Source organism: Coprococcus sp. AF19-8AC, assembly GCF_003603115.1.
GTDB lineage: Bacteria > Bacillota > Clostridia > Lachnospirales > Lachnospiraceae > Coprococcus > Coprococcus aceti.
In genome coordinates this window covers 100094-108138 of record NZ_QTMI01000005.1, presented here as the reverse complement: position 1 = coordinate 108138, position 8045 = coordinate 100094, and the positions used below count along the sequence as shown (strand labels likewise).

Annotated in this window: 7 protein-coding genes; 4 read left to right on the top strand and 3 right to left on the bottom strand. The window is 46.0% G+C overall.

Translation table 11 applies throughout. From position 1 onward, the window contains the following. The coding region (locus DWX57_RS12125; RefSeq protein WP_243106232.1) for a cell division ATP-binding protein FtsE at positions 1–544 on the bottom strand (544 nt) is incomplete at its 3' end. Between the two features lie 279 nt (positions 545–823). Between DWX57_RS12125 and DWX57_RS12120 the strand changes: the two genes are divergently transcribed. The 4 genes from DWX57_RS12120 to DWX57_RS12105 all read left to right on the top strand — a co-directional run bounded on the left by DWX57_RS12120 (position 824) and on the right by DWX57_RS12105 (position 5099). After that, positions 824–2212: a uracil-xanthine permease family protein gene (locus DWX57_RS12120; protein WP_118758031.1), complete on the top strand. Its 1389-nt coding sequence runs from the start codon at positions 824–826 to the stop codon at positions 2210–2212. A 38-nt stretch (positions 2213–2250) separates the two neighbouring features. Next, complete coding sequence (gene upp, locus DWX57_RS12115) at positions 2251–2880, top strand: uracil phosphoribosyltransferase (RefSeq protein WP_015533675.1); 630 nt, start codon at positions 2251–2253, stop codon at positions 2878–2880. 181 nt (positions 2881–3061) lie between these two features. Next, positions 3062–3712, top strand: a complete 651-nt coding sequence (locus tag DWX57_RS12110) for an endonuclease III domain-containing protein (RefSeq protein ID WP_015533674.1) — start codon at positions 3062–3064, stop codon at positions 3710–3712. Positions 3713–3752: 40 nt separating this feature from the next. Further along, entirely contained in the window at positions 3753–5099 is a 1347-nt protein-coding gene (locus DWX57_RS12105) for a citrate/2-methylcitrate synthase (RefSeq protein ID WP_055146778.1), read from the top strand. A 178-nt stretch (positions 5100–5277) separates the two neighbouring features. On the opposite strand, the gene trxA is transcribed toward DWX57_RS12105, so the two are convergent. Together trxA and DWX57_RS12095 are read right to left on the bottom strand one after the other, a co-directional pair. Continuing rightward, positions 5278–5589, bottom strand: coding sequence for a thioredoxin (gene trxA, locus DWX57_RS12100; RefSeq protein WP_022217252.1), 312 nt, complete (start codon positions 5587–5589; stop codon positions 5278–5280). A 349-nt stretch (positions 5590–5938) separates the two neighbouring features. Then, positions 5939–8014 (bottom strand): heavy metal translocating P-type ATPase, encoded by a 2076-nt coding sequence (locus DWX57_RS12095; RefSeq protein WP_117550919.1) that lies wholly within the window; start codon positions 8012–8014, stop codon positions 5939–5941. Positions 8015–8045 lie beyond the last annotated feature (31 nt).

Sequence of the window (8045 nt, the reverse complement as noted above, 5' to 3'; positions counted from 1 at the left end):
CCTCAAGGAGGTTCATGATATCCAGTGAGTTCTTAGGATCAAGGTTTCCTGTAGGCTCGTCCGCCAGTATGATGTCCGGATTGTTGACCAGTGCTCTCGCCATGGCAACTCTCTGCTGCTCACCACCTGAGAGCTCCTTCGGGTATGATTTGTATTTGTCTGCAAGTCCAACCAGCGTCAGCATGGCCGGAACTCGTCTTCTTATATATCTCGCCGGGGTCTGGATGACTCTCTGTGCAAATGCAACATTCTCGTATATAGTCCTGTCCTTCAGAAGCCTGAAGTTCTGGAATACGACTCCAATCCTTCTTCTGACCTTCGGTATATCCTTCCTCTTGATCTTGCCGTAGTCGTATCCGGCAACAGTGATATTGCCCTCCGTAGGATCGAGCTCCTTGAGCAGAAGCCTGAACAGAGTGGTCTTGCCCGAACCACTGCTTCCAACGATAAATACGAACTCGCCTTTCTCTATATTAATATTGACATTCTTGAGTGCCTGATTGCCCCCAGGATATGTCATACTCACGTTCTCTAATTCAATCATAATATCTGTAGTCTCCTTCGACCTGTATCTTTATTTTTCTCCCCTTTACTCAATCCAAGCAGAATTGTAACAATTCTGTAACATTTTGTCAAGCGTTACCATATATTACATTTCTTAATTCTTTTTCGACCTTTCGCGGCATTACATCGTCTCCATTTTTTCGCTGTTTTCACAAAATTGTGACATGAAATTTACGGAAATTACACTATTCAAATTGACCTTAGTGTAAATAAACTTTATAATATTTAACTAAGAAAAAATATGGGAGGATTATTACTTATGGATAATCAAAAAGAAGCCATTCGTGATGCACGTAAGCTTGGAATTCCAAAGATGCTTTTACTTGGATTCCAGCATATGTTTGCCATGTTTGGTGCAACAATTCTTGTTCCGCTTCTCGTAAACGGATACTTCGAGGGTCAGGGACTCTCAATTCAGGTAACTCTTGTATGTGCCGGTCTTGGAACACTGTTCTTCCACTTATGCACAAAGCTTAAGGTACCTGCTTTCCTCGGTTCTTCATTTGCATTTCTTGGAGGTTTCTCCACAGTTGCAGACCTTAAAACAGGCATATTCAAGGACATGCCAATGGGCGAAAAGCTTCCATATGCATGTGGCGGTATTGTGGTTGCAGGACTTCTGTATCTTGTACTTGCACTGATCGTCAAGCTTGTCGGCGTGAAGCGTGTCATGAGATTCCTTCCACCAGTGGTTACCGGACCTATCATCATATGTATCGGTCTGAGCCTCGCACCATCAGCTATATCAAACGCATCCACTAACTGGCTGCTTGCATTTATCGCACTGGCTGTTGTCATTGTGTTCAACATCTGGGGCAAGGGCATGTTCAAGATCATACCTATCCTCATGGGTGTACTTATCTCATATGGCGTTGCACTCATACTTCACTTCTGTGGTATGACCAACCCTGATGGTTCAGCAATACTCAGTTTTTCTGGAGTTTCAGACGCACATTTTCTCGGTCTGCCACCTTTCCAGATCTGTAAATTTAACTTAACTGCCATACTTGTCATGGCTCCTATCGCCATCGCTTCCATGATGGAGCATATAGGTGATATATGTGCCATATCAGCTACAGTTGACCAGAATTTCCTTGAGGATCCAGGTCTCCACAGAACACTTATCGGTGATGGTCTGGCAACATCTCTCTCCGCACTCTTTGGCGGTCCTGCCAACACAACCTACGGAGAGAACACAGGAGTTCTCGAGCTCAGCCGCGTTCACGATCCAAGAGTTATACGACTGGCTGCCATTTTTGCAGTTATTCTCGGTTTCATACCTAAGGTTGCAGAAGTCATCCGCTCAATGCCTTTCGCCATCATTGGCGGCATAAGTTTCATCCTCTACGGAATGATCTCAGCCATAGGTGTAAGAAATGTGGTTGAGAACCACGTAGACTTCACGAAGTCAAGAAACCTGATCATCGCAGCCGTTATCATGGTATGTGGACTTGGTTTCAAAAATGGCCTTACATTCACGATCGGAGGCACAACTATCACTCTTACAGGACTTGCCCTCGCAGCTATATCCGGCATCCTGCTGAACGCTATACTGCCTGGTAACGACTATACATTTGGTGAGAACACCAAGGGTGATGTAAGCCGCGGACTTGGAATGAATCCACAGAACTCTGACATTGAGGCATAATAATTATCTGTATATTATTTATTAGGAGGTTACACAATATGACAGATTACACAGTTATGACACATCCACTTATTCAGCATAAGATTTCAAAGCTCAGAGATAAGAACACCGGAACTGCCGAATTCCGTGCACTTGTTGAAGAGATCGCCATGCTCATGGGATATGAGGCTCTGAAAGATCTTCCTACCGAGGATGTATGTATAGAGACTCCTATCGAGGAATGCATGACTCCGGTCATCGCAGGAAGAAATCTTGCGATCGTACCTATTCTCCGTGCAGGACTTGGAATGGTCAGTGGACTTCAGGCTCTGGTTCCTACAGCCAAGATTGGACACATCGGTCTGTACAGAGACGAGGAGACTCATGAACCTCACGAGTACTACTGCAAGCTCCCTGATCCTATCGATGAGAGACTTATAGTTGTCACGGATCCTATGCTTGCAACCGGAGGATCAGCTGTTGCTGCCGTTGATTTCATCAAGCAGCACGGCGGTAAGCATATCAAGTTCATGTCGATCATCGCTGCACCGCAGGGAATTGAGAGACTTCTCAAGGCTCATCCTGACATCCAGCTATACGTTGGTCATGTTGACCGCGAGCTGAACGAGAACGCTTACATCTGCCCAGGACTTGGCGATGCCGGCGACAGAATCTTCGGAACAAAGTAAGATCTTTCAGACATGATATTTATACCAGCATAGACATGCCGCAGCCCAGCACATATACTGGGCTGCGGCATGTCTTCTCTTCCCAACATTTTCACACTTCTAACATTTTTATTAAGAATTCTTTTTCGATATCCATTTGCAGGCCTTTCATGTTATCATATAGAGACTGGAGGTCTTTTTTATGGAATCACAGAAGAGATATACGAAAAAACAGAGAACACTGGACATTATCGAGAGGCTGAAGAAGGAATATCCTGACACAGTATGCACCCTCGATACTTCACACGCATGGCAGCTTCTTGTCAGTGTCCGCCTGGCGGCGCAGTGCACTGATGCAAGGGTGAATGTGGTAGTCCAGGATTTATTTGCCAAATATCCGGGAGTAAAAGAACTGGCTGCTGCCGATGTCAGTGACATCGAGGCCATTGTGAGACCTTGCGGACTGGGGAAGAGCAAGGCCAGAGATATTAGTGCATGTATGAATATGCTTGTTGATTCCTATGATTGCCAGGTTCCTGACAGTCTAGATGAGCTGCTTAAGCTCCCCGGCGTAGGCCGCAAGAGCGCAAACCTCATCATGGGTGATATCTACGGCAAACCTGCCATTGTAACAGATACCCACTGTATACGCCTTGTCAACCGAATGGGACTGGTTGACGGGATAAAAGATCCGAAGAAGGTTGAGATGGAACTGTGGAAGCTTGTACCTCCAGATGAGAGCAATGACTTCTGTCACAGGCTGGTGGATCACGGCAGATCCGTGTGCACAGCCAGAACGAAGCCACATTGCGACGCATGTTGTCTAAGCGACATATGCAAAAAGATCATCTGATTTATCATACAAACGGAAAGGAGTTACTTATATGGAGTATATGGAGAATCTGACAGAATACGTGGAGAAGCAGGCTTCTCTCTGTCAGCAGCATGATGTGATAGACAAAGAGCTCTATGCCAGATACGGAGTAAAAAGAGGACTGCGTGATGAGAATGGACAGGGAGTTCTGACCGGTCTTACCAATATATCACAGATCATAGCATTTAAGGATGTGGATGGCCAGAAGGTTCCGTGTGACGGACAGTTATTGTACAGAGGCTATGATGTACAGGATCTCGTAAAAGGCGGCAAAGGAAAACGCCATATATTTGAGGAAGCTGCTTATCTTCTTCTCTTCGGAGAACTGCCTACCGAGGCTCAGCTCTCAGAATTCAGCAGTGTCATCGCCGAGTCCATGAACCTGCCGACCAACTTTACCCGTGATGTCATCATGAAAGCACCTAGTGTGGATATAATGAACTCCATGACAAGAAGTGTGCTGACTCTGGCTTCATACGATAATCAGGCTACCAATCTGGATATAGACAATGTTCTCAGACAGTGTATCGGTCTCATCGGAACATTTCCTATGATGGCTGTGTATGGTTATCACGCATACAACCATTATGAGAACGACGGAAGTATGTACATTCACAGACCTGACAAGGATGCTTCCGTGGCTGAAAACATCCTCAGGATGCTCAGGCCTGACATGAAGTATACCGAGCTTGAGGCAAGAGTTCTTGACATAGCACTTCTGCTTCACATGGAGCACGGCGGTGGTAACAATTCCACATTCACCACAAGAGTTGTAACGTCATCCGGCTCTGACACATACTCTGCCATTGCCGCCGCCCTTTCATCCCTCAAGGGAAGGAAGCATGGTGGTGCCAACCTGCAGGTTATGAACATGATGGACGATATCAAGGAGCACATAAAGGATTACCATGACGAAGAGGCCATAGAGGCATATCTGGATAAGCTGCTGAACAAGCAAGCCTACGACCACAAGGGACTCATCTATGGTATGGGCCATGCCGTTTACTCACTGTCAGACCCAAGAGAAAAAGTCTTCAAGTCATTTGTCGAACAGCTTGCCGCTGCCAAGGGCAGGGACGAGGATATGACTCTGTACAACAACATTGAGAAGATCGCGCCAAAGCTCATCGCCAAGGAACGCAAGATATACAAGGGTGTCAGCCCTAACGTAGACTTCTACAGCGGATTCGTGTATGAGATGCTCGGAATTCCTAGGGAGCTCTACACACCGCTCTTTGCAGTGGCACGTATAGTTGGATGGAGCGCTCACAGAATCGAGGAGCTTGTCACTACAGACAAGATCATCAGACCGGCATATAAGAGTCTGGTTAAGTATAGAGAATATGTAGACAGAGACGCCAGATAGTCAATGTGTTTTCAATAACCTTAAAGCCCTGTCAGACTTAACATTCATATGTATCCATAATATGAGACCCATATGAATGTTAAGTCTGACAGGGCTTTATGTTTTTCCTGTTTCTAGTTTGTATCCCCACTTCAATTCAGATCCCAATGAAAATATCCGGGATACATATCACAGACAATTATTTGATCTTCTCAATGAAATCGAGAAGATCATACTTGGATATAGCTCCGACACTCCTCGATGCCTCAACACCATTCTTGTACAGTATCAATGTCGGAACACTGAACACCTTATTGGCAGCCGCAAGTCCAGGATTCTCATCCACGTCCACACTGAAGAAGTCCACTTCACCATTCAGTTCATCTGCAACCGTGTGAAATACCGGTGCCATCATTTTGCACGGTCCGCACCATGTTGCTGAGAAATCCGCAACCGCCACACCGCATGCCTTTATATCTTCAAAATTATCGCCTTTTACCGTTTTTACCATACTGATCATCCTCCATTCTATTGTGATGAACACACGCATCATGCTGTGCTCCACACACATCTGTATATTTTCATTTCATAAACATTCCAGATAATATCTGCTAATATTCTGCCCTTATGTTCAGCTATCTACTCATGTTTTATACGTACATTTTGTCATATCCTGTCGGCCCGGTCAACAATTCTTACAGATTATTTTTATTATTTAAAATCATTTTTTAACTACAAAACTGCCCTCCTCACTAATGTTCCGGAATCCCGGGTACTCATCCCAGTGAAAAGGGCAGCTTTATTTTATATTCTATATGATTCTACGCTTCGATCATCAATATAATTCTATGCTCCAATCATCAATCCAGCAGCTTCTTCATACTGTCAAGACTTATGAGAAGCGTCGATGAATTGTGAAGCAGTGCTGATGTGGTTGGCTGGATAACTCCCATCACGCCCAGGATGATAAGTCCTGTGTTGATGGTCACTATCTTGCGATAGTTCCTGTTGATCCTGCTCATCAGCTTATTGCTGAGCTCCTTAAGTGTTACGAGCTCGTACAGATTGTCTGCACTGACAGTTATATCTGCGATCTCTCTGGCAATCTCCGCGCCATCACTTACGGCAATTCCAGCATCGGATGCCGACAGTGCAGGTGAGTCATTGATTCCATCTCCCACCATGATGACCTTGCGGCCCGCAGCCTTCTCGGCCTCGACAAACTTTGCCTTGTCCTCAGGAAGGACCTCTGAGTAATACTCATCCACTCCTACCTGCTCTGCAATAGCCTTGGCCGTTCTGTCACTGTCTCCTGTCATCATGACAACCTTCTTGATTCCCAGCTTCTTGAGCCTTGAAACAACCTCGGCCGATTCCTGTCTCACCGGATCCTTGATGGATATGACTGCTGCCAGCCTGCCATCGATTCCCATGAACAGATGTGAATGAGTCTTGGACAACGACTCGTACAGCTCTATCTTATCCTCAGGTATCACACAGCCCTCATCCTCAAATACGAAATGATAGCTTCCTATGACAACCTTCTTGCCGTCTATGCTTGATGAGATACCGTGAGCCACAACATACTCAACCTTGGAGTGCATCTCCTCATGCTCCAGCCCCTTGGCTGCAGCTCCTGCCACAACCGCTCTTGCCATGGAATGAGGGAAATGCTCCTCCAGACACGCAGCTATCCTGAGCAGTTCATCAGGATCTCTTCCGTCAAATGATACGACGCGTACAAGCGTAGGTGATGCCTTTGTAAGTGTTCCTGTCTTGTCAAATACTATCGTGTCTGCATCAGCTACAGCCTCCAGGAATTTGCCGCCCTTGACTGTGAGGTGATGCTTATTTGCCTCCTGTATAGCAGACAATACCGCTATAGGCATGGACATCTTCAATGCACATGAATAGTCGACCATGAGCACCGCAAGTGTCTTGGTGATATTCCTTGTTAAAAGGTATGTGAGGATAGTTCCACCGAGAGTCCATGGCACAAGACCATCTGCAAGATGCTCTGCCTTGCTCTCAAGTCCTGACTTAAGCTTCTCAGACTCCTCTATCATCGCAACAACTTTATCATATCTGCTGGTCTTACCAGTCTTTACAACCCTGACTACCAGCTCACCTTCCTCAACAACTGTACCTGCATATACACTGTCTCCGTGTCCCTTGTGGACCGGTACTGACTCTCCGGTGAGGGATGCCTGATTGACCATGCCCTCGCCCTGATCCACAACACCATCAAATGGAATGACATTGCCCATATGAACCACTACCAGATCATCCTTTGCGATCTTCGCACTGTCCATAAGTACATCACAATCATCCACACGCACCCATACCTTATTGATATTGAGTGACATGCTTCTTGCCAGTCCATCCACCGACTTCTTATGTGTCCACTCCTCAAGGATCTCACCGATCTCCAGAAGGAACATGACTGATCCCGCTGTCGCGAAATCATTTGTCAGAATGGATGCTGTTATGGCTGTTGCATCGAGAACCGGCACCTCAAGCTTCCTGTTCGCAAGACACTTGAGCCCCTTGCCTATATACTTGAGAGCTTTGACGGATGTCAGACAATACCGAAGCGGCATTGGCATAATCCATTTCTTGGTCATGTACCAGGCGGTCTTCCAAAACAGCTTGTCCTCATACTGTCTGTTCATGACTCTGCCTGATGTCTCTGTGAGATCCGCCGGAACCTCCACCCTGTCATATCCAAACTGTCTCAGCGCATCTATCACCGCTGCACGGTCACCATCATATATGATGATCGCGTCACAGGTTCTGTCGTGCACCTTGACCTCTTCCACTGCCTCACAGTTCTCCAGATAATACTGAAGTATGTCGGCCTGTGCCATGGTCATGCGGCTCTGTGCCATGTGTATACGCAGACGATTCTTTGTTTCATTTAAAATAGAAAACTTCAAGATCTTCGCCTCTTTCTTATGTTTTGTCTTA